16 protein-coding genes are annotated in these 21161 nt (G+C 55.0%); 14 read left to right on the forward strand and 2 right to left on the reverse strand.

The features are described from left to right. Positions 1-223: 223 nt before the first annotated feature. Complete coding sequence (locus BJF95_RS17815; RefSeq protein WP_075640768.1) at positions 224-2680, reverse strand: heavy metal translocating P-type ATPase; 2457 nt, start codon at positions 2678-2680, stop codon at positions 224-226. A 204-nt stretch (positions 2681-2884) separates the two neighbouring features. On the opposite strand from BJF95_RS17815, the gene ccoG reads away from it, so the two are divergent. The 6 genes from ccoG (at position 2885) to BJF95_RS17845 (ending at position 9817) form a co-directional block, all read left to right on the forward strand. After that, positions 2885-4474, forward strand: coding sequence for a cytochrome c oxidase accessory protein CcoG (ccoG, locus tag BJF95_RS17820; RefSeq protein WP_075640769.1), 1590 nt, complete (start codon positions 2885-2887; stop codon positions 4472-4474). Next, positions 4474-4968, forward strand: a complete 495-nt coding sequence (locus BJF95_RS17825; protein ID WP_075640770.1) for a FixH family protein — start codon at positions 4474-4476, stop codon at positions 4966-4968. The genes ccoG and BJF95_RS17825 overlap by 1 nt, the downstream gene beginning before the upstream one ends. Beyond that, complete coding sequence (locus BJF95_RS17830) at positions 4965-7232, forward strand: cation-translocating P-type ATPase (RefSeq protein WP_075640771.1); 2268 nt, start codon at positions 4965-4967, stop codon at positions 7230-7232. Before BJF95_RS17825 ends, BJF95_RS17830 begins: the two co-directional genes overlap by 4 nt. Then, the gene (gene ccoS / locus BJF95_RS17835) at positions 7229-7384 is read left to right on the forward strand and encodes a cbb3-type cytochrome oxidase assembly protein CcoS (protein ID WP_075640772.1); all 156 of its coding nucleotides are present in this window, start codon (positions 7229-7231) and stop codon (positions 7382-7384) included. Before BJF95_RS17830 ends, ccoS begins: the two co-directional genes overlap by 4 nt. Positions 7385-7466: 82 nt before the next feature. After that, positions 7467-8897 (forward strand): NADP-dependent phosphogluconate dehydrogenase, encoded by a 1431-nt coding sequence (gndA, locus tag BJF95_RS17840; RefSeq protein ID WP_075640773.1) that lies wholly within the window; start codon positions 7467-7469, stop codon positions 8895-8897. A gap of 65 nt (positions 8898-8962) precedes the next feature. Then, complete coding sequence (locus BJF95_RS17845) at positions 8963-9817, forward strand: MBL fold metallo-hydrolase (RefSeq protein WP_075640774.1); 855 nt, start codon at positions 8963-8965, stop codon at positions 9815-9817. 5 nt (positions 9818-9822) lie between these two features. Here BJF95_RS17845 and BJF95_RS17850 read toward each other — a convergent pair whose 3' ends face one another. Then, entirely contained in the window at positions 9823-10863 is a 1041-nt protein-coding gene (locus BJF95_RS17850; RefSeq protein ID WP_075640775.1) for a LacI family transcriptional regulator, read from the reverse strand. A gap of 409 nt (positions 10864-11272) precedes the next feature. Here BJF95_RS17850 and BJF95_RS17855 point away from each other — a divergent pair, with 409 nt between their 5' ends. From BJF95_RS17855 to mgrA, 8 genes are all read left to right on the forward strand, one after another. Then, positions 11273-12508, forward strand: coding sequence for an ABC transporter substrate-binding protein (locus BJF95_RS17855; RefSeq protein WP_075640776.1), 1236 nt, complete (start codon positions 11273-11275; stop codon positions 12506-12508). 121 nt (positions 12509-12629) lie between these two features. Then, complete coding sequence (locus tag BJF95_RS17860; RefSeq protein WP_075640777.1) at positions 12630-13532, forward strand: carbohydrate ABC transporter permease; 903 nt, start codon at positions 12630-12632, stop codon at positions 13530-13532. Positions 13533-13542: 10 nt separating this feature from the next. Continuing rightward, entirely contained in the window at positions 13543-14463 is a 921-nt protein-coding gene (locus BJF95_RS17865; RefSeq protein WP_175577293.1) for a carbohydrate ABC transporter permease, read from the forward strand. Positions 14464-14466: 3 nt separating this feature from the next. Beyond that, positions 14467-15549: an ABC transporter ATP-binding protein gene (locus BJF95_RS17870; protein WP_075640779.1), complete on the forward strand. Its 1083-nt coding sequence runs from the start codon at positions 14467-14469 to the stop codon at positions 15547-15549. A 5-nt stretch (positions 15550-15554) separates the two neighbouring features. Next, the gene (locus tag BJF95_RS17875) at positions 15555-18002 is read left to right on the forward strand and encodes a beta-mannosidase (RefSeq protein WP_075640780.1); all 2448 of its coding nucleotides are present in this window, start codon (positions 15555-15557) and stop codon (positions 18000-18002) included. Positions 18003-18095: 93 nt separating this feature from the next. Next, positions 18096-18857, forward strand: a complete 762-nt coding sequence (locus BJF95_RS17880) for a sugar phosphate isomerase/epimerase family protein (RefSeq protein WP_075640781.1) — start codon at positions 18096-18098, stop codon at positions 18855-18857. Positions 18858-18885: 28 nt separating this feature from the next. After that, entirely contained in the window at positions 18886-20019 is a 1134-nt protein-coding gene (locus tag BJF95_RS17885; RefSeq protein ID WP_075641126.1) for a Gfo/Idh/MocA family protein, read from the forward strand. A 55-nt stretch (positions 20020-20074) separates the two neighbouring features. Then, on the forward strand, positions 20075-21106 hold the full coding sequence (gene mgrA, locus BJF95_RS17890) for an L-glyceraldehyde 3-phosphate reductase (protein WP_075640782.1): 1032 nt from the start codon (positions 20075-20077) through the stop codon (positions 21104-21106). Positions 21107-21161 lie beyond the last annotated feature (55 nt).

A 21161-nucleotide genomic window follows, 5' to 3' on the forward strand; every position in this document is an offset into this window, starting at 1 on the left:
TCCTCCCTTTATAAAAGGGTGTTCTGTTTTTTGTGGGCCTAAAATAAATCTGCTCTCTTAATGAAGCATAAGCGAGGGTGGTGAATTACCCGTAAAAAACGACTGGAAATGCGCCATAATAGCACCACGGAAGCGCCCAATTGACGCCCCATGGCTTTGCTAGAACGATTTCAGAAATCTCCAGTTGCCCCGCTTCGGTTCTGCCGAGCGGGGTCTTTTTTTATCAGAGCTTGAAAGAGCGCAAGCGCAAGGCGTTGGAGAGCACAAACACACTGGAAAGGCCCATGGCAACTGCGGCAAACATCGGTGACAGCAGCGTGCCATTGACAGGGTAAAGTGCTCCTGCGGCAATGGGGATCAGCAAGACATTATAGCCAAAGGCCCAAAACAGGTTTTGGCCGATATTGCGGATCACGGCATGGCTGATGCCAATGGCGCGGGCAACGCCATTCAGATCGCCGGACATCAGAACCACATCGGCGCTTTCAATGGCGATATCCGAACCGGTGCCGACGGCAAGGCCGATGTCTGCGGCGGACAGGGCCGGGGCGTCGTTGATACCATCACCCGTGAAGGCCAGTTTGCCGAATGTCTTGCGTAAATCGTCAATGGCTGCCACCTTGCCATCGGGCAACACTTCGGCCACCACGGTATCAATGCCAAGCTGGCTGGCAATGGCTTCTGCCGTTTTCTGATTGTCGCCGGTGATCATTGCCACTTTCAGCCCCAGATCGTGCAGCACCTTGATGGCCTCTGGTGTGCTGTCTTTGATCGGATCAGCAACTGCGATCAAGGCCGCAAGCTTACCATCGACCGCTATGTAAAGCGGCGTTTTGGCGGCAAGCGCCAGCCGTTTGGCATCCTCATCAAAGGCGCTCACAGAGATGCCGCTCCGCGCCAAAGCACGGTCTGCCCCGATGATGATGGTCTGGCCGGAGACGGTGCCGCTGACGCCAAAGCCTGGCTCTGCCTTGAAGTCGGTGACGTCAACACTGACCGCGCCTTCGCTTTTGGCCGCTGCCACAATGGCGGCAGCAATGGGGTGTTCCGAACGAGCTTCCAGACTGCTTGCGAATGCCAGAATATCACGACGCGAAAAACCATCTGCGACGATCAGGTCGGTGAGTTCGGGCCTGCCTTTTGTGAGCGTGCCGGTTTTGTCAAAGGCGACGATTTTCACGTCTTTGAGGGCCTGCAAAGCCTCGCCTTTGCGAAACAACACGCCCAGTTCGGCGGCGCGGCCGGTGCCCACCATGATAGAGGTTGGCGTTGCAAGCCCCATGGCGCAGGGGCAGGCGATGATCAGCACCGCAACCGCATTGACGAGCGCATAGCTGAGCGCAGGCGATGGACCGAGCAGAATCCACAGAGTGAATGTCACCACGGCGGCAGCGATAACGGCAGGCACAAACCAAGCCGTTATCTCATCCACCATGCCCTGAATGGGCAGTTTAGAGCCTTGCGCAGTCTCGACCATGCGGATGATCTGCGCCAACATGGTATCGGCACCGACTTTTTCTGCTTCGAAGCGGAAGGCCCCGCTTTTATTGATGGTGCCGCCTGTGATTTTGCCGCCTTTTGCTTTCTCCACCGGCACCGGTTCACCGGTGATCATCGATTCGTCAACGTAAGACTGTCCCTCAATGAGCGTGCCATCCACCGGAATTTTCTCGCCGGGACGAATATCAATCACATCACCGACCTTTACCGCGCTGATCTCGATCTCTGTCACATGACCATCGCGGATCACCCGCGCGGTTTTTGGCGACAGGCCGATCAAGCGCTTAATGGCCTGGCTGGTTTTACCCTTGGCGCGGCTTTCCAGCGTGCGGCCCAGCAGTACAAGGGTGACAATCACGGCGGCCGCTTCATAATAGACATGCACCGCATTGGCAGGCATCAGGCTTGGGGCAAAGGTGGCAACCACGGAATAGATCCAGGCGGCAGAGGCACCCATAACAACCAGCGAATTCATATCTGGTGCGAGGCGTGCAAGATTGGGCAGGCCTTTTTGGAAGAAGCCAAGGCCCGGGCCAAACAACACCAGTGAGGTTAGCAAAAATTGCAATTGCCAGCTATGGTCCATGCCAATGGTTTGCATCACCCACATATGCATGCCGGGCACCATGTGAGAGCCCATTTCAATCACAAACACCGGCAGCGTGAGAACAACCGAGAGAATCGTGAGCCGGGTCAGCTTTTTCGTTTCAGCGTCCCGATGATCTTCTGGCGGCGCATCACTCATCTCGCGCACAGCCGGGTGACGCACAGTGTAGCCCGCCTTGGTAATCGCGGCTTCCAATGTTGCTATGTCGGTGTCTGTGGTTCTGGTGACCGTTGCCCGCTCGGTGGCTAAGTTCACTGACGCCGATGTGACACCAGCAACATCCGTGAGCGCTTTTTCCACCCGTCGAACACAAGAGGCGCAGGTCATGCCTTCGATATCGAATTCGCTGGTCTCGATCCGTGGTGTGTAGCCGGCTTTGGTTATGGCGCTCAGAACATTTGCAAGTTCCGGCTTGTCGACAAAGCGCACACTTGCCTTCTCCGTTGCGAAATTAACGGATGCACTTTCAACCCCCGGCACGCTGGCAATCGCTTTTTCCACGCGCCTGACGCAGGATGCGCAGCTCATGCCCTCAATGGCAATGGTGGTTTCGGTGGATGCATTGGCAGTCATCGGCGTGGTCCTTATTGGAGGAGTGCCTGCCATAAATAGGGCTTCCCACGGGGGGAAGGTCAAGGGCAATCACCAAGATAATTTTCAGCCGTCTTTATGGATGGCTTTGGATGTCGCCAATTGAGGCGGATCGACGCAGCTTGACTTAAGTCAAGGCTCATAGGCCTGGATCATGGAATGACTCCTGCAACAGGGGGTAGTCTTATGAAACCTGATTTGGCTGAACAAACACCGGCGGAACAAATATCGGGGGGTGTTGAACAGTTTAACGCTGAAGCCGTTAACTCGGCGAAAAAACGCGAACCACTCTACGCTGCGCGCAAGAAAATCTTTCCCAAGCGGGCATCTGGCCAGTTTCGCCGGTTTAAATGGCTGATCATGGCCATCACGCTTGGTATTTATTATCTCACGCCGTGGCTGCGCTGGGATCGGGGTGCCTATGCACCGGATCAGGCAGTGCTTATTGATCTGGCCCATCGTCGTTTCTACTTCTTCTTCATCGAAATCTGGCCACAGGAATTCTTCTTTGTGGCGGGCTTGCTGGTGATGGCGGGGTTTGGGCTGTTTTTGATCACCTCTGCCGTCGGGCGGGCGTGGTGTGGCTATACCTGTCCGCAAACGGTGTGGGTTGATCTGTTTTTGGTGGTGGAGCGCGCCATTGAAGGAGATCGCAACGCCCGCATTAAGCTGGATAATGCGCCGTGGAGTTTCAACAAGCTATGGCGTCGGGTGAGCAAGCACCTTGTGTGGATTGGCATTGGTGTGCTGACGGGCGGTGCCTGGATTTTCTACTTTGCCGATGCGCGCGATTTGCTCAAAGATTTGGTCACCGGCGAGGCAGCACCGATTGCCTATATGACGGTGGCGATTTTGACAGCCACCACCTATGTTTTTGGTGGGCTGATGCGCGAGCAGGTCTGTATTTACATGTGTCCATGGCCACGCATTCAGGGTGCGATGCTGGACGAAAATTCACTGGTGGTGACCTACAATGACTGGCGCGGTGAGCCGCGCTCACGCCATGCCAAAAAAGTGGCAGCCGCTGGCCAGCCGGTGGGCGATTGCGTGGATTGCAATGCCTGTGTTGTGGTCTGTCCCATGGGCATCGACATCCGCGATGGTCAACAGCTGGAATGTATTACCTGCGCTCTGTGCATCGACGCTTGTGATGGCGTAATGGATAAGACCGGCAAGCCGCGCGGTTTGATCGCCTATTCAACGCTTGCGGAATATAACGGCAATATGGCGCTGGCCACCAGCAATGGTGCAACGGCCATTGATCCGGCCAAGGTGCGCAATGCCGATGGCACATTTGTCGATACGATTCGCCACTTTAACTGGCGGGTTATTTTTCGCGCACGCACGCTGCTTTACATCGGGGTCTGGTCTGCTGTTGGCATCAGCCTTCTCGTGGCACTTTTAACACGCGAGCGGCTGGATCTTAACGTCTTGCACGACCGCAATCCGCAATATGTTCTCGAATCCAACGGTGCGATCCGCAATGGCTATACCGTGCGCCTGCTCAATATGATCCCGGAGCCGCGCGATTTGACGGTGACGCTGGATGGTTTGCCGGAGGCGACCATGAAGGTGAATGGCATGCAGGAGACGCCAACCCGCTCGATCACGGTGTCCGTGGAACCAGATGAGGCAACCACATTGAAAGTCTATGTGACAATGCCGAAGGGACAGATCACGGACCAATCCGAAACCTTCCAATTCGTGGTCAGCGATCCATCGTCAGGCGAGAACGCCGTGAACAAAGCCACATTCAACGCACCGGGAGGCAAGTGATGACAGCAAGAGTGAAAAAGCAATTTGTCTTTACCGGTTGGCACATGCTGGCAACGATCTGCACGTTCTTTGGCGTCATCATCACGGTTAATCTGACCATGGCCTATTATGCCAGCCATAGCTGGAGTGGTATGGTGGTTGGAAATACCTATGTGGCCAGCCAGCAGTTCAATCGTAAAACAGCTGAAATTGGCACGTTGCTGGCCACGGGAATCAAGGGCGTCATCACGATTGATCAAGGCCAGATTACCTATGATCTTTCGATTCCTGATCAGGGGCCGGTGGTGGCCGATGACGTGGTGGCGAATTTCAGGCGCCCGGTGGGCGAGCATCAGGATTTTTCCCTGACCCTTTTGCCAACCGCGCCCGGCCATTTCACCGGCACGCATCCCGTTGCTGATGGTCACTGGATTGTCGAAACTATTGCCAAACGTGATGGCAAACTGGTGATGCATGAAGCAAACCGCATTGCGGTGATCAGGGGGCAGCAATGAGCTGCTGTGCAGCCGGAACAGAGGCAACACTGGATCTTGCGCAGTCGGCGGCACTTTTGCCTTCGAGCGATGAGATAAAGCTGGCGCGTCGCCAGTTGGGCGATGGCGTGTTTCAGGTCGATTTCAGTGTCCCCGGCGTCTATTGTGGTGCCTGCATCACCACCATTGAGACCGCATTGAAAAAGCTGCCGGCTGTTGAAAAGGCGCGGGTTAATCTCTCCACCCGCCGTGTCAGCGTAGTGTGGCATGGTGCGGATGAACAGGGCTTTGACCCCGCAGATCTCGCCCGCGCGGTTGCTGCCCAAGGCTATGCCTGCCATCTTTTCAGCGCACAGGAAGAGGCGGCCGACCAGCAATTGAAGCAATTGATCCGTGCCGTTGCTGTTTCTGGCTTTGCCGCCGTCAATATCATGCTTTTGTCCATCTCTGTGTGGTCCGGTGCCGATGATGCAACCCGCGATTTGTTTCACTGGATTTCGGCGCTGATTGCCGCACCCGCTTTGATCTATGCCGGGCGTTTCTTTTATGTATCGGCGTGGAATGCCCTCAAGCATGGCCGCAGCAATATGGATGTGCCGATCGCCATTGGCGTCAGCCTTTCCTATTTTTCGTCGCTGTGGGAGACCCTTCATCACGGCGAACATGCTTATTTCGATGCCACGGCATCCTTGTTGTTCTTTCTGCTGATTGGCCGCACCCTGGATCATATGATGCGCAATCGGGCGCGCTCGGCCATCAGTGGCTTGGCACGGCTTAATCCGCGCGGCGCAACCGTGGTGGGAGCCGATGGCAGTCGCGATTATCGTCTGGTGGATGATATTCGCATCGGCGATCACATTGCCATTGCGGCGGGCGAGCGCATTCCGGTGGATGGTGTGGTGCTGGTGGGCCGCAGCGATCTGGATCGCTCCATTGTCAATGGCGAGAGCGTGCCGCAGCCAATTGGCGTGGGCGACGCTGTGCAGGCGGGAACATTGAACCTGACCGGCTCGCTGACCATTGAAAGCACCGCGCAGGCCCGCGATTCATTCCTCGCAGAAGTCATCCGCATGATGGAAGCCGCAGAGGGCGGCAAGGCGCATTATCGCCGCATTTCTGACCGAGCCGCCCAGCTTTACGCGCCGGTTGTGCATCTTTTGGCGCTGGCCTCCTTTGTGGTCTGGGGGTTTTACGATGGCGATTGGAAACATGCGTTGATGGTGGCTATTGCCGTGCTGATCATCACCTGCCCATGCGCCATTGGCCTGGCGGTGCCGGTGGTGCAGGTGGTTGCGGCTGGCAGGCTGTTTCAAAAGGGCATTATGGTCAAGGACGGTGCCGCCATGGAGCGGCTCGCAAAGGCTGATGCCGTGGCCTTTGACAAAACTGGAACGCTCACCATTGGTCAGCCCCGTTTGGTGAGCGATGGTGGTGCAAGCGCCGAGATTTTAACCATCGCCAGCGGGCTTGCGACGCATTCGCACCATCCTTTGTCACGCGCTCTGTGCCGAACCGTTCAGGTCATGCCTCGACATTTTGACTCTGTGCAGGAGTTTCCGGGCCGTGGTGTTGAAGGTGATGCGGCGGAAGGGCGTTATCGTCTTGGCAATCGTATTTTTGCGGTGGGACAGGACGGGGATGATGGAGCAGACACGCAGGCGTCAGAGGTTGTCCTGTCGGTCAATGGCTGTGAACTCGCCAGCTTCCTGTTTGAAGACAGTGTGCGCCCGGGCGTTGAGCAAACCGTTGCAGAGCTTAAAGCAGAAGGATTTCGCTTGGCCATCTTGTCGGGCGATCGTGATTCGGTTGTCTCGGCTTTGGCCGCAAAGCTCGGTATTGTTGAGCATCATGCCGGACTTAAACCTTCGGAAAAGGCGGAATTTTGCAAAGTCGCTGACGCCAACGGGCAGCATTTGCTGATGGTGGGCGATGGCATCAATGATGCACCAGCGTTGACGGCGGCTTACGTATCCATGGCACCCGCCACGGCCTCGGATGTCGGCCGTCAGGCTGCCGATTTCGTGTTCTTGCACGATAGCCTGGATGCCGTGTCCTTTGCCATTGATGTGTCGCGCCGGGCAGGGCAGTTGATCCGCGAAAACTTCTTTTTAGCCATCGGATATAATGTTTTGGCGGTGCCGATTGCGCTTTTGGGCTATGCTTCACCGCTAATCGCAGCGGTTGCCATGTCCACCTCGTCCATGCTGGTGGTGGTCAATGCGCTGAGGTTGAACCGGCTGAGTGGCGCGGCCGCATCCTCTCGAAAAAGTGACCTTGTCGTATGAATATGCTGATCTATCTCATCCCTATCGCGCTGTTTATGGGCGGTATCGGCTTGGCGGCTTTTCTCTGGTCGCTCAAATCCGGGCAATATGACGATATGGATGGTGCGGCCTGGCGGGTGATTGCACAAGATGACGACAAACCTGACACCTGACGTCGCCTTTCGCCTTGCCGGATGACCAAAGGAGTGCCAAAACAGCCTCCTTGATTTTTGGTAGATGAATTGGAGCATTCACATGCAACAGGCGGAAATCGGATTGATCGGCCTTGGCGTGATGGGGTCAAACCTCGCGCTGAATATTGCCGAGAAGGGCAATCGCATTGCGGTGTTTAACCGCACGCCCGCCCGCACCCATGAGTTTTTGGCAGAAGCGGGTGATCTGGCCAGCAACATCATTGGTTGCGACACAATTGAAGAATTCGTTGCCGCCATTCGCCCACCGCGCCCGATCATCATCATGATCAAGGCTGGTGACGCCGTGGACCAGCAGATGGAATTGCTCAAGCCTCATCTTGAGGCCAATGACATCATGATTGATGCTGGCAACGCCAATTTCCGCGATACCATCCGCCGCTTCGATGCCTTGAAGGATTCCGGCCTGACTTTTATCGGCATGGGCGTGTCTGGTGGCGAAGAAGGCGCACGTCACGGACCTTCCATCATGGTTGGTGGTCTGGAAGAAAGCTGGAAGCGCGTCGAACCCGTGCTGACCTCAATCTCTGCCAAATTCAAGGGTGAGCCTTGCGTGGCATGGCTGGGTACCGATGGTGCAGGCCATTTCGTCAAGACCATTCACAACGGCATCGAATATGCCGATATGCAGATGATTGCCGAGATTTATGGCATTTTGCGTGATGGTCTTGGCATGTCTGCCAGTGAAATCGGTGGCGTGTTTGGCGAGTGGAACAAGGGTCGTTTGAACTCTTACCTGATCGAGATCACCGAAAAGGTTTTGAAGGCAACGGATCCGATTACCGGCAACCCGATGGTGGACATGATTGTCGATGCCGCTGGCCAGAAGGGTACCGGCAAATGGTCGGTCATTGAGGCGCAGAACATGGGCGTTGCTGCAACCGGCATTGAAGCCGCTGTTGCTGGCCGCGTTTTGTCATCGCAAAAGAAAGAGCGCGTGGCTGCGGAAGGCATTTTCGGTCTGCCAACGCTTGGCGAAAAGCCACAGGATGGCATGGCCTTCCTTGCCGATCTGGAAAGCGCATTGCTGGCTGCCAAAATTGCCGCCTATGCTCAGGGCTTCGCAGTGATGGCGGAAGCCTCCAAGGAGTTTGGCTGGTCCTTGCCAATGCCAACCATCGCCAAAATCTGGCGCGAAGGCTGCATTATCCGCTCGCAATTCCTCGATGAAATCACCTCGGCTTTCACCAAGGAGCCTGATGTGGCCAACCTGTTGATCACCCCTGCATTCTCGCAGATGGTCAAGGAAACCGATGGCGCTTTGCGTCGCGTGGTGTCTTACGCGGCACTCTCGGGCCTGCCTATTCCGGCGCTGTCCTCGGCTCTGTCTTATTTCGACAGCTACCGCCGTGGCCGCGGCACAGCCAATCTCATTCAGGCACAGCGTGACTTCTTCGGCGCGCATGGCTTTGACCGGGTGGACGGCAAGGAATATCACCACGGCCCTTGGGGCAGCGGTGCTGCGATCTACTGAGTGTTTTAAAATATATAGCGGCTCAATCCTTCACCGGATTGGGCCGTTTTTCTATGGGTAGTGACATGACAAATTCTCTTACGCTTCTTGGTACCAAGGGTGGTCCCGCCATCCGTCCCGGTGGACCCAACCCAACATCCATGCTGTTAACCCTGGGCGGACGCCGAATGGTGGTGGATTGCGGCTTGGGTGTTGCCCGTGGTCTGGTGGAAGCGGGCATGTCTTTGAAAGACCTCGACCTGATTTTCATCACCCATTTGCATTCAGACCATGTGTTGGAGTTGGGGCCGCTGATTCACACCGCCTGGACCACAGGCCTCGCAAACAAGGTGACCGTATTTGGTCCTCCCGGCATCAAGCGTCTTTGGGAAGGGTTTGTTGCCTCAATGTCGTATGACATTGAAACCCGTGTTGCTGACGAGGGACGCCCGGATTTGAGTGCCTTGGTCGAACTGATTGAGTATGGTCCGGGGCTTGTTTTGGACGCAGATGGATTGCGGGTGGATTCCTTGCGGGTTGATCATCCGCCTGTGACAGATTGTTTTGCTCTGCGCATAAAGGCCGAGGGGCGCTGTGTGGTGTTTTCATCCGATACGGCCTATTTTCCGCCGCTTGCCGATTTCGCCTCAGGGGCGGATATTCTTGTGCATGAAGCCATGCTGCCGGAGGGAGTTGATAGCATTATTCGCCGCACCGGCAATGGTGCGCGCCTGCGCGAACACCTGCTGGCGTCGCACACACTGGCAGCAGATGCAGGCCGCATTGCAACGCAAGCTGATGTGCGATGTCTGGTGCTCAATCATCTTATCCCCGCGGATGATCCGGATTTTACGGAAGATCACTGGCGTTCCGCTTTGGCACCAACATGGTCTGGCGAATTGGTGATCGGCAAGGACGGATTATCCATCGTCCTCGATTGAAGTGCTCAATCTTCCCAAACCGGCTTGCTTATGCCCTGCAACAAGTGCGGCTCAACGCCATCAATACTGGCGATGACGGTTTTGGCCAGCTCGCGGCCCGCCATGCGAAAATCTTCCCTGGCCGTGATGATTTCCGGCCTGATCCAGTTGAGAATCGGCATGGATTCCTTGGATACAAGATCAACCTTATCGCCAAGGTGCTGCCCAGCCGCCTCAATACCGGCATTGACGGCAATTGCGGCGCTGCTGGCAGAACAGATGATGCCATCGGGGGCATCACTGGAGCGCATCAACGCTTCGGTGGCTGCGCGTATTTTTTCCAACGGCGCATCAATATCAATGTCGATTGGAACCTCTTGTAAGCCGTGGGTGCGAAGGCCGGCGCGAAAGCCATCACGGGTGTGCGTGAAATATGTCAGCTTGCTGGGCGGTGCGAACAGCGCAATGCGTTTACGGCCACGCGCTGCCAGCTTGCCCACAGCCTCACTGGCAAATTTTTCATTGTCGAAATCATAATAGGGATGGATTGCCCCATGGGCCGTGCGCCCATGGGTGGCAAAGGGCAGGCCGCGCTCTAGCAAAAGATTGACGCGAGCATCATTTGGCTCAGTGCGCGAGATGATAATGCCGTCGGCCGAGCCTGTATCCAGAATATATCGAACCGCCTGCATGGGGTCTTTGCTATGGGAATGGGGCGTAACCACAATGTGGTAAGGCGTGCTGGATAAGACCTCGGAAATGCCAAACATGATCTGGCTGCTAAAGCCCATGATCTCTTCGTCAATGCTCAGCACTAGGGCAATGACATTGGTTTTGCCGGTGCGCAGGCGCACGCCAGCGCGGTTAGGTTGATAGCCAAGCTGCCTTGCCACCATTCGCACGCGCTCTTTGGTGTCGGCACCAATGTCCGGCGCATCCTTCAAGGCGCGCGATACGGTGGTAATGCCTAGGCCTGTCATGAAGGCAATGGTCTTCAGGGTTGGGCGCTCTTTTCCAAGGGCGCTGGATTCTGTGGCCTTTTTGCTTTGTTTCAGATCATCATCCATCGAAATTCCACCTGAAGAAAGCCGTGTTTACACGTGTCGAGCGGTCTTGTGCAAGGGGCGGCAACACCTCTCAATCGACGGAAAAGACGGATAATCTGAAACGTTACAGTTGGAAAGTCCAGTGCAGAAATTGCAGGCGAGACACTTAATGAGGGTGTTGCATGAGGTGATAATAATATTGCATTTGCGATGCTGCATCGTATCATTTTTGCCCAAATCATTCAAAAATATCGCTTTTTTGCAATTTTGCGATGCAAATTTTGTGAAAAATCATGGCTTCGCAGGCGGCTTGCGCCCATCAAAATTAAAGGCGTGAATAAAAAATGAATATTTTCTATCTTCATGGTTGCGTGATCTGAAACTTTGACATAGGTTTTTACTGCAACGTTTCAGTTGGGGAGGAGACCTAATGAATTTCCGGTGCATCGCGGCTGTTTTGGCTGCTACCGTGGCATTGCCGTTTGGCATGGCCCACGCGACCGATCTTGAAGTAACCCATTGGTGGACATCGGGCGGCGAAGCCGCGGCGGTGGCAGAGCTTGCCAAGGCGTTTGATGCCACAGGCAATAAATGGGTGGATGGTGCCATTGCCGGTTCTGGCGGCACGGCGCGGCCGATCATGATCAGCCGTATCACCGGCGGCGATCCGATGGGGGCCACGCAATTCAACCATGGCCGTCAGGCGCAGGAGCTGGTGGAGGCCGGTTTGATGCGTGATTTGACGGATGTGGCCACCAAGGGCCACTGGAAAGACGTAATCAAGCCCGCAAGCCTTCTGGATAGCTGCACCATTGATGGTAAAATCTATTGTGCGCCGGTCAATATCCATTCCTGGCAATGGCTGTGGCTGTCCAACGACGCCTTCAAAAAGGCCGGCGTGGAGCTGCCGAAAAACTGGAATGAGTTTGTGGCCGCTGGCCCCGCCTTGAAAAAGGCAGGCATTCAGCCTCTCGCAGTGGGTGGCCAGCCATGGCAGGCCACTGGTCTCGTTGATACCCTGATGATTTCTCTCGGTGGTAAAGACCTCTACATGAAGGTCTTCAAGGACCGCGACGCCGCAACCATTTCCGGGCCTGAAGTCGCCAAGATCTTCAAGGCAGTTGATGATGCCCGCAAGCTGGCGGCAGGCACCAATGTGCAGGACTGGAATCAGGCCACCAACATGGTCATCACCGGCAAGGCTGGTGGTCAGGTTATGGGTGACTGGGCGCAGGGCGAATTCCAGCTTGCTGGCAAGGTAGCGGGCAAGGATTACACATGCCTGCCGGGCCTTGGCCTGAATGAATATCTCACGGCAAATGGGGATGCTTTCTATTTCCCCAAGCTGAAGGATGAGGCTAAATCCAAGGCGCAGGATGCTTTGGCGGCAACGATTGTTGACCCGAAGGTTCAGGTTGCCTTCAACCTCAAGAAGGGTTCTCTCCCCATTCGAGGTGATGTGGATTTGGCGTCGGCCAATGATTGCATGAAGAAGGGTCTTGCCATTTTGGCTAAAGGCAATGTGCTGCAAAGCCCGGATCAGCTCCTTTCTGCCGATACGCAAAAGCAGAAAGAAGACCTGTTCTCGCAATTCTTCGCCAACCCTTCCATGACGCCTGAGGCCGCACAGAAGCGCTTTGCGGAAATTCTCAAAGCGGCTGATTGAAACTGTCCTTTAAAACAGACGATGTCGGAGCAAATTCAAAGCGGGTTTTCCGCCCGCTTTGATGTGCCCCACGCATATTGAGTTTTCAATTTTTAGGCTGTGAGAAGAGGAGGTTGCTCTGATGATGGCCAAAGGCCAAACCACGCGACCCACCCGGTGGCTGCGCAATCTGAATGCAAAAATTGCATCAATCCCGATGATTCTGATCGCTGTGGTGATCTTCTTCGGTGGCAGCATGTGGACGGTCGTTTATTCCTTTACCAATTCCAAGCTGTTGCCGAGGCTGAATTTTGTTGGCCTTGATCAGTATAATCGCCTGTGGAGTTCGGCGCGCTGGATCGTGTCAATTGAAAATCTGGCAATTTACGGCGTGCTGTCGCTGATTTTCAGCCTTGTCATTGGCTTTGTGCTGGCGGCACTGATGGATCAGAAAATTCGCTTTGAAAATGTGTTTCGCACGATTTTTCTCTATCCCTTTGCCCTGTCCTTCATTGTGACGGGTTTGGTGTGGCAATGGATTCTCAATCCCGAATTCGGCATTCAATCGGTTATCCGCTCCATTGGATTCACCAATTTCAATTTCGACCCGCTCTATAACCAGTCCATCGTGATCTACGGCATCCTGATTGCCGGTCTCTGGCAGGGAACAGGTCTGGTGATGTGCCTGATGCTGGCGGGTCTGCGCGGCATTGACGAGGACATCTGGAAGGCATCCCGCGTCGATGGCATTCCAACCTGGAAAACCTATCTGCTGATCATCATTCCCATGATGCGCCCGGTGTTTATCACCACGCTGGTCATCATCACCAGCGGTATCGTCAAGGTCTATGATCTGGTAGTGGCGCAAACCAGCGGCGGTCCCGGCATTGCCTCGGAAGTGCCTGCCAAATATGTTTATGACTATATGTTCCAAGCGCAAAATCTGGGGCAGGGCTTTGCCGCCTCCACCATGATGCTGCTCACTGTGGCCATTATTGTCATCCCATGGGCCTATCTGGAATTTGGAGGGCGCAAGCGTGGCTGATCGTTCCGTTATCAAATTATCCGACCATATCAGTCCTGAAAAACGCCTGAGAGAAGGGCCGCAGGGAGCCAAGCCAAAGCGGGTATTTTCGTCTCGCAACATTATGCTCTACGGCATCTTGTTTGTGGCCGCCGCCTATTACCTGTTGCCATTGTATGTGATGGTGGTGACCTCGCTGAAAGGCATGCCGGAAATTCGCATGGGCAACATTTTCTCGCCGCCCATGGAAATCACCTTCGAGCCATGGGTGAAGGCTTGGAGCGAGGCCTGCACCGGCCTCAATTGCGATGGCTTGTCGCGCGGCTTTTGGAATTCGGTGCGCATCACTCTTCCGTCTATGGTGATTTCCATCCTGATTGCCTCCGTCAGCGGTTATTCGCTGGCCAACTGGCGGTTCAAAGGGGCCAATCTGTTTTTCGCGGTGCTGGTGGTCGGTGCCTTCATTCCCTATCAGGTGATGATCTATCCGATCGTGATTATCCTGCGCGAAGTGGGTATCTACGGCTCACTGTCTGGTCTGGTGATTGTTCATACCATCTTCGGCATGCCGATCCTCACATTGCTGTTTCGCAATTATTTCTCCTCGCTGCCGGAAGAATTGTTCAAGGCAGCGCGCGTGGATGGGGCAGGGTTCTGGCAAATCTATTTCCGCATCATGCTGCCCATGTCGCTGCCGATTTTTGTGGTGGCCATGATCTTGCAGGTGACAGGCATCTGGAACGACTTCTTGTTCGGCGTGGTGTTCACCCGGCCAGAATATTACCCGATGACGGTGCAACTCAACAATATCGTCAACTCGGTCCAGGGCGTGAAGGAATATAACGTCAACATGGCCGCGACAATTTTAACGGGTGCCGTTCCCCTGATTATCTATTTCGTCTCTGGGCGCCTGTTTGTGCGCGGTATCGCCGCTGGCGCTGTGAAGGGGTAAATCATGAATACCAGTGTTTCTATCCGCGACCTTTCCTTGAATTTTGGCGCTGTGACGGTGCTGAAAGACCTCAATCTCGATATTGCCGATGGCGAGTTTCTGGTGCTGCTCGGCTCGTCCGGCTGCGGCAAATCCACACTGCTCAATTGTATTGCCGGGCTTTTGGATGTGTCGGAAGGCCAGATCTTCATCAAGGACAAAAACGTCACCTGGGAAGAGCCGAAAGACCGGGGCATCGGCATGGTGTTTCAGTCTTATGCGCTCTACCCGCAGATGACGGTTGAGAAAAACCTCTCCTTTGGCCTGCAAGTGGCAAAAATGCCGAAAGAAGAGATTGACAAGCGCGTGGCGCGAGCCTCGGAGATATTACAAATCGGGCCGCTGTTGAAACGCAAACCCGCTGAGCTTTCCGGCGGTCAGCGCCAGCGAGTGGCCATTGGCCGGGCACTGGTGCGCGATGTGGATGTGTTTCTTTTCGACGAGCCGCTGTCCAATCTTGACGCCAAGCTGCGCGCCGAACTGCGCGTGGAAATCAAGCGGCTGCATCAACAGCTGAAAAACACCATGATCTACGTGACCCATGATCAGATTGAAGCGCTGACGCTGGCAGACCGCATTGCCATCATGAAAAGCGGCGTCATTCAGCAGCTTGATGATCCGATGACCATCTACAATCGGCCCAAAAATCTCTTTGTGGCAGGCTTTATCGGTTCGCCATCGATGAATTTCTTCAAGGGCCAATTAGTGGAGAAGAACGGTGCCGTGGTGTTTTCCAGCGGTGGCGTGGATTTCAGTCTCTCCGGCTATGATGCTGATACAAAGCTTGATGCGGGCCGCGAGGTGGTGTTGGGCGTTCGGCCAGAACATATCGCGGTCGATGCAGCGGGTGAGACAGGCCATACTGCAACAGTGGATATTGAAGAGCCAATGGGGGCCGACAATCTGCTGTGGCTGAAACTGGCCGGGCAGAGCCTGTCTGTACGCATTGCCGGAACACGGCGTTATGCGCCGGGAAGCAAGGTTCATCTCTCCTTTGATATGTCGGTGGCGTCTTTGTTTGATGCGAAGACGGAAGTGCGGTTGTGAGAGCTATGTCTGAAACTAATCTCGATCTTTCCGGCCCATGGCAGCTTGCCACATCGGCGGGTGAGCATTCTTGCAACATCACCATTCCCGGTGACGTGCATAGCGCGCTTTATGCTGCAAAGATCATTGCTGATCCCTATTTCGGGCGCAATGAAGAGCAGGTGCAGTGGGTGGCCGAAGCCGATTGGGTGCTGTGCCGCAGTTTCACCATCGATCATCTCGAAGGCGACTGGTATCTGGATATTGAGTATCTCGATACCGTGGCCGTCGTGTTCATCAATGATATTCCGGTGCTGTCAGCGGATAATTGCTTTCGTCGGTACCGTCCGGATGTGAGTGCTGCCTTGCAGCCAGGCGAAAACACCATCCGGATTCTGATCCATTCCAGCATTAAAGCGGGAGAGGAACGGCAGGCGCGCCTACCGTTTTACGTGCCTTATTCCACCGGAAATTCGCCGATTCCCAATGGCAATATGCTGCGTAAACCGCAATGCCACTTTGGCTGGGACTGGAACATTGCCATTGCGCCGCTTGGTCTCTATGGCACTGTTGCCATTCGCAAGCTTGATCCCGCGCGCATTGAGCATGTGGAGGCAGAGCAACATCACCACAGCGATGGGCGGGTGACGCTGACGGTCAAGGCAACGGTATTTGCCAGCCAGCCAGCCGTGACACCGCTGCATATCACCTTTGGTGAGGAGCGCGTTCGGCTGGATTGCGGCATCAATGCCGGTGAAACACGCATCACCCATGTGTTTGAAATCGAAAACCCACGTCTGTGGTGGCCTGCGGGCAGCGGCGAGCAGGCGCTTTATAGCCTGAGCGTTGAAGTGCCCGGGGAAAAGGTGGAAAAGCAGATTGGCCTCCGCACCATTGAGCTTTTGACCGATACCGATGAGGCTGGCAGCCGGTTTGCGTTTAAGGTCAATGGCCGGGAAATCTTCTGCCGGGGTGCCAACTGGATTCCGGCAGATGCGGTTTTTTCCAGATCTTCGCAGGAGAAAACGCAAGATCTGCTGCAATCGGCTGTTGATGCCCATATGAACATGATCCGCGTTTGGGGCGGCGGGTTTTATGAGCCGGATTGGTTTTATGATCTGTGCGACCGGATGGGGTTGATGGTCTGGCAGGATTTCATGTTTGCCTGCAATCTTTACCCTTGCACCGAGGATTTTCTGGAAAATGTCGGCCATGAAGTAGAGTATCAGGTGCGGCGCTTGTCATCGCATCCATCCATTGCGCTGTGGTGTGGCGACAATGAATTGGTGGGCGCGCTGACATGGTTTGAGGAAAGTCGCAACAATCGCGATCGCTATCTGGTGGCCTATGATCGGTTGAACCGGGTGATAGAGCAGGGCGTGAAACGTGCCTTCCCGCAAGGTCTGTGGTGGCCATCCAGCCCGGCATCGGGTTATCTGGATTATAGCGATGCATGGCATGCCGATGGCTCTGGCGATATGCATTACTGGTCCGTGTGGCACGAAAACAAGAGCTTTGACAATTACCGCAGCGTCAAACCCCGTTTTTGCTCCGAGTTCGGATTTCAGTCTTACACATCCTTGCCGGTGATTGAGAGTTTTGCAGAGGCGAAGGACATGAACATCGCCTCGCCGGTGATTGAGTTGCACCAGAAAAACGCAGGCGGCAATGAGCGCATTGCCGGCACTATGTTCCGCTATTTCCGCTTTCCAAAAGATTTTGCCAATTTTGTCTATCTCAGCCAGATCCAGCAGGGGTTGGCGATCAAGACGGCGGTAGACTATTGGCGCTCGCTCAAGCCCCATTGTATGGGCACGCTCTATTGGCAGCTTAACGACACGTGGCCGGTGGCGTCCTGGGCAAGCCTGGATTACGGCGGTGGCTGGAAGGCCATGCATTACATGACCCGGCGTTTCTTTCAGCCGGTGGCTGTTGCTGCTATTCCAAGTGCGGATGGCACGTCACTTGGTTTTTCCATGGTGAATGACACAGCCGACGCCGTGCATATCGATCTTACGCTGTTTTCGCTGACATTGGATGGAGAACGCAAGGAACTCACCACAGCGCGCGGCGTGTGCGGACCTGACAAGGCTGAAACGCTGACGACCTTCAACGTCAGCGATATTGCGGATGATACGCTGATTGCCTGGGAGTTTTCGGCCTCTAACGGCATGAGCGGCGAGGGGCATCATTGCGCAAGCACCTACAAGGCGCTCGACCTCGCCCCGTCAGGGCTTACGCTCGATGTGAAACCCACGGACGATGGCTCTTTTGAGCTTTTGGTCAGCGCCCGAGGCCTAGCCTTGTTTGTGATGATCGAGAGCAAAACGGCTGGACGCTACAGCGACAACGCATTTGACCTGACGGCGGGTGCGCAAAGGCGGGTGATCTTTACGCCATCCATGCGCCTGCCGTCCGAGACTGTTCCTGAGTTTACCCTTTACGATCTTTATTCTTGTCAGGCGTCAAGCTGATCGCTTGGCGGCTGATTGGTTTGCGGCAAGAGTGTTGAGATGTTTTGCCCCGGTGTCGTGGGAGGCACGGGGCCCATTTGAGGAGGAATACCGATGACGAAGCTTGGATTTCAAATGTATAGTGCGCGCAATTTTCAGCCCTACTCTAGCATTTTGGAAAAACTTGGCGCTGCGGGCTACAGCCACGTTGAAGGCTTTGGCGGTATGTATGGCGATCTGGATGCAGCCGGTCTCAAGGCGCTGCGGGCCGATATGGATAAAAACGGTCTGACCATGCCAACCGGCCATTTCGGCATTGATATGCTGGAAAATGACACCGGACGGGTGTTTGAAATCACCGATTCACTCGGCATCAAGGCGATCTATTGCCCGTATCTGCTGCCTGACCAGCGCCCCAGTGATGCGGCTGACTGGTTTGCTTTTGGTCAGCGGTTGGAAGCGGCTGGCAAGCCGTTCGTGGAGGCCGGCCTGACCTTTGGCTGGCACAATCATGATTTTGAATTTGCCACGCTGTCGGATGGCTCGACGCCGCAAGAGCAGATTTTTGCAGGTGGCCCCGGTCTGAAATGGGAAGCGGATCTTGCCTGGGTGGTGCGCGGCGGGGCTGATCCGTTTGCGTGGATTGAAAGCTATGGCAAGCGCATCACGGCTGTTCACGTCAAGGACATTGCCCCTGCAGGTGAAAATACCAATGAGGATGGCTGGGCCGATGTCGGGCACGGCACCGTTGACTGGAAGGGGCTTGTTGGCACGCTCGGCAAATTCAATGTCGATCATTATGTGGTCGAGCATGACAATCCAAGCGATATTGATCGTTTGATTACGCGCTCAATTGCTTCCTTTAAATCCTATTGATTTCAGAATATTAATGAGGTTTTCCAATATGGAACGCGAACTTGGTGTCGGCATCATCGGATGCGGCAATATCTCGACGGCTTACTTCACCCTGGCACCCTTGTTCAAGGGCATCAAAGTGGTGGCGTGCAGCGATATCAATATGAATGCAGCCGAGCTGCGGGCTGAAGAGTTTGGCGTGAAAGCGCAAACGGTAGAGGAATTGCTGGCCAATCCGGATGTGGATGTGGTTGTCAACCTCACCATTCCAGATGCCCATTATCCGGTCTCAAAGCAAATTCTGGAGGCGGGTAAGCACGTTTACTCTGAAAAACCTCTGGTGTTGAGCCTTGAGCAGGGTGAGGATTTGCGCCGGATTGCCAAGGAAAAGGGCCTGTCTGTCGGCTGCGCACCGGATACGTTCTTGGGCGGCTCCCATCAGCTCGCCCGCCAATATATTGATCAGGGTGGCATTGGCCGCATCACCTCTGGCACCTGCCATGTGATGAGCCCCGGCATGGAGATGTGGCACCCCAACCCCGACTTTTTCTTTCTGCCTGGTGGCGGGCCGATTCTTGATCTTGGGCCTTATTACATTGCCAATCTCATCAACCTGATTGGCCCGGTGAAGCGGGTTGGCGCGCTGACCTCCATGGCAAGTGAGACCCGCACCATCACCAGCGAGCCACGCAATGGCGAGAGCATTCCGGTTAAGACGCCCACCAACATCCATGCGCTGTTGGAGTTTGTGAATGGTGCAACCATCACGCTGTCGGCCAGTTGGGATGTCTGGTGCCATCGCCATGCCAATATGGAGCTTTACGGCACCGAAGGTTCATTGTTTGTGCCGGACCCGAATTTCTTTGGTGGGGTTGTTGAGGCAACGGGCCGCAACAAGGAGATCAAGCCGCTCGAAGTGTGGGATCATCCGTTTGGCATTGACAATCAAGAGAGCCAGCAAGGTCCACGCGCCAATTACCGCACAGCGGGCCTTGCCGATATGGCACTGGCCATTCTGGAAGGGCGCGACGCGCGCTGCTCGCTCGATCGGGTGTTGCATGGTGTGGATGTGATGACGGCCATTCTCAAGTCTGGCGCGACTGGCGAGTTCATTACACTTTCTACGACATGTACCCAACCTGCTGCACTTGGCGTAGAAGAAGCGCGTGCCTTGTTAAAGTAGGTGTTTGACGATGGGGCGAGACCAATCGCCCCATCACCAATAAAGGGAGATTACCATGAGCTGGCAACCGGCTGAAAATCGCTATGAGCGAATGACCTATAATCGCTGCGGCAAAACCGGCCTCAAGCTTCCGGCCATTTCGCTGGGTCTCTGGCATAATTTTGGTGACGATACCCCGCATCAGATCAAGCGCGATATGTGCCGCGCGGCCTTTGATCTCGGCATCACCCATTTCGATCTTGCCAATAATTACGGCCCGCTGCCCGGCTCGGCCGAGCTTGCCTTTGGCGAAATCCTGAAGACAGATTTTCACGGCTTGCGCGATGAGTTGGTGATTTCATCCAAGGCCGGTTATCACATGTGGCCCGGCCCTTATGGGGAGTGGGGTAGCCGCAAGTACCTCATCTCGTCTTGCGATCAGAGCTTGAAGCGCATGGGTGTCGATTATGTCGATATTTTCTATTCGCACCGTTTTGACCCCGACACGCCCTTGGAAGAGACCTGTGGTGCGCTGGACCATATCGTAAGGTCAGGTCGTGCCCTTTACGTCGGTATTTCCTCCTATAATTCTCAGCGCACCCGTGAGGCTGTCGAGATTATGAAGGGTCTGGGCACGCCGCTGATTATTCATCAGCCAAGCTATTCCATGCTCAATCGTTGGGTGGAAGACGACAAGCTGTTGGATACGCTGGATGATGTTGGCATGGGCTCCATTGTGTTTTCGCCTTTGGCGCAAGGCATGTTGACCACCAAATATCTTCAAGGCATTCCAGAAGGCAGCCGGGCTGCGCAAAGCAAGTCGCTGAAGACGGAATTCATTCGCCCTGAGATTATTGATAATATCGCCAAGCTCAACACCATCGCCGAAAAGCGCGGCCAGACATTGGCGCAAATGGCCATAGCCTGGGTGCTGCGTGGCGGGCGTGTGACCTCGGCGCTAATTGGTGCCAGCCGGGTTTCGCAGATTGAAGATTGCGTGAGAGCGCTCGACAACCGCGATTTCTCGGATGCGGAACTGGCTGAAATCAATGTTTACGCCAAGGAAGCCGACATCAATCTGTGGGCCAAGTCAGCCGAGCGGGATTGATTTTGATGTTTCCCCGCGCCGCATTGTGGCGCGGGGTCTGTTTTGTGTCTGGGAG

Origin of the sequence: Rhizobium oryziradicis (assembly GCF_001939045.1) — a bacterium.
Classification (GTDB): Bacteria; Pseudomonadota; Alphaproteobacteria; order Rhizobiales; family Rhizobiaceae; genus Allorhizobium; species Allorhizobium oryziradicis.